This is a genomic window from Endozoicomonas acroporae, assembly GCF_002864045.1.
Classification (GTDB): domain Bacteria; phylum Pseudomonadota; class Gammaproteobacteria; order Pseudomonadales; family Endozoicomonadaceae; genus Endozoicomonas; species Endozoicomonas acroporae.
This window is the reverse complement of the sequence record NZ_PJPV01000091.1, coordinates 1-1,517: the sequence shown is the minus strand read 5'-3', so window position 1 is coordinate 1,517 and position 1,517 is coordinate 1. Positions and strand designations below refer to the sequence as shown.

The window sequence follows — 1,517 nt, the reverse complement described above, 5'->3', positions numbered from 1 at the left end:
AGGAATCAGGGCTCTCAGTCAAACCAAGGAACGATGGGAGCAATTCTGGGAGCGCTTTATGGCAGTGCATAGAGCAAACGAACCAGTATCAGCGTTTTGATTATTCTGAGAGAGCACCCACCTGGAGCGCCTTTGAGCCTCCTTTTTCTAGGTGGACGCTCCAGATTATTTGGCTCTTCGCCGTTTCATATGGATTTCAGGATGTCTGCCACAGGGCTGGCGATCAGGTAAATCATCGTTATGAACGTGCCTGTGTTCCGGTAACCTTTAGCCCTTGCTCTGGCCGCTTGGAACAAGCTGTTCAACCCTTCCATACGGGCATTGGTATAGGTTGAATACCAGCGCTGCAGAATCTTGTCGGCATGTCGTTCCACCGTTTCCAGTGCTTTGCGCACGGGCTCCAGTATCTCAATCTCACCCAGCCGTTTCCGGGCGTAATTGATAAAGTGGCTAAGACGCCAGCGAGCTGCCCTGATCGTTTCAGCCTTACGGATCCAACGCAGTTTTTCCTTGATATGCCAGGCCGTTCCCGTATGTAAATCACTGGTTTCCAGTTCGGCAAGGGCTTCAACCTGTTTTTCAGTCAACGGGCCATCGGCATTCTTCAGAATTGCCCAGCGAAGCTCTTTCGGCTGGTGTTGTAACTTACGCTCTGCCTTGCGAACGTCGTCTAATGCCGTGGTAAACAGTTGCACAACATGAAACCAGTCAATAGTCACGTTGGCATGGGGAAGTTCCACTTTGGTGGCCGCCAAGAATGCTTTGGACATGTCACAAACCACCTCAAGAATATTCTCTGCCTTGCCCTGATGGTCCTCGAGGAAGGCCTTGAAATCCTTGACCGTTTGCTTGCCTTTGCCCGGCGTGGCAAACAGTACCGGCTTATCGGTACGATCCATATCGATGAAGACCGTCACATAGTTGTGGCCTCGTTTTGAGGCAGTCTCATCAAGACCGATGGCTTTCAGTTCGGACAGACTCATCTCCAGCAGAGCTCTGCTGACGTAATGTTTGATAACCCGCCAGATGCGTTTATCGGTGACGCCAATGAATTCGGCGCAAGCCTTTACCGGCATTTCCCGAGACAACATTAACAGCGCCTGCTCAAACAGAAGTGTGAACTTGCTGCCTGCTCGGGCCCAGGGAACATTGATACGACGGACGCCATGTTCTTCACAGTTGGTTCGGGGCACTTGCGCAGTGATGAGGCAATGATGCTGGAAAAAGTTCAGGTGCCGCCAAGTCAGTGATTTGAAATCATGTGCAGGACAGGCTTTGCCACAGCAGGGACAAGGGTAGAGACTACCACGATCAGCAGCTACATTAAGTGTGAGCACACTGGGTTTGGTTGAAGTATCCAGATGCTGGCTAACCAGTTTCCAGGGAAATTGTAAGCCGAGGCCGAGTATAAAAACCTGATTTCCATCCATGGCTGGATACTACTTCTGATGAGGTAAAAAGAGCCCGAATTCTCTCAGATATTTCATAAGGAAATCCACACTAAAGGACGAGGAGCC

The 1,517-nt window shown here is 50.6% G+C and carries 1 protein-coding gene; it reads right to left on the bottom strand.

Annotated elements, in window-relative coordinates; genetic code table 11:
• Window positions 1-185 precede the first annotated feature (185 nt).
• Window positions 186-1,430 carry an ISL3 family transposase gene (locus CX664_RS15715; protein WP_101747661.1) on the bottom strand — a complete coding sequence of 415 codons (1,245 nt, stop codon included), beginning with the start codon at window positions 1,428-1,430 and terminating at the stop codon, window positions 186-188.
• Between the last annotated feature and the right edge of the window lie 87 nt (window positions 1,431-1,517).

What these genes read in the sequence shown, in the direction of transcription:
- CX664_RS15715 (WP_101747661.1), bottom strand. Translation starts at nt 1,430, where the DNA reads ATGGATGGAAATCAGGTTTTTATACTCGGCCTCGGCTTACAATTTCCC.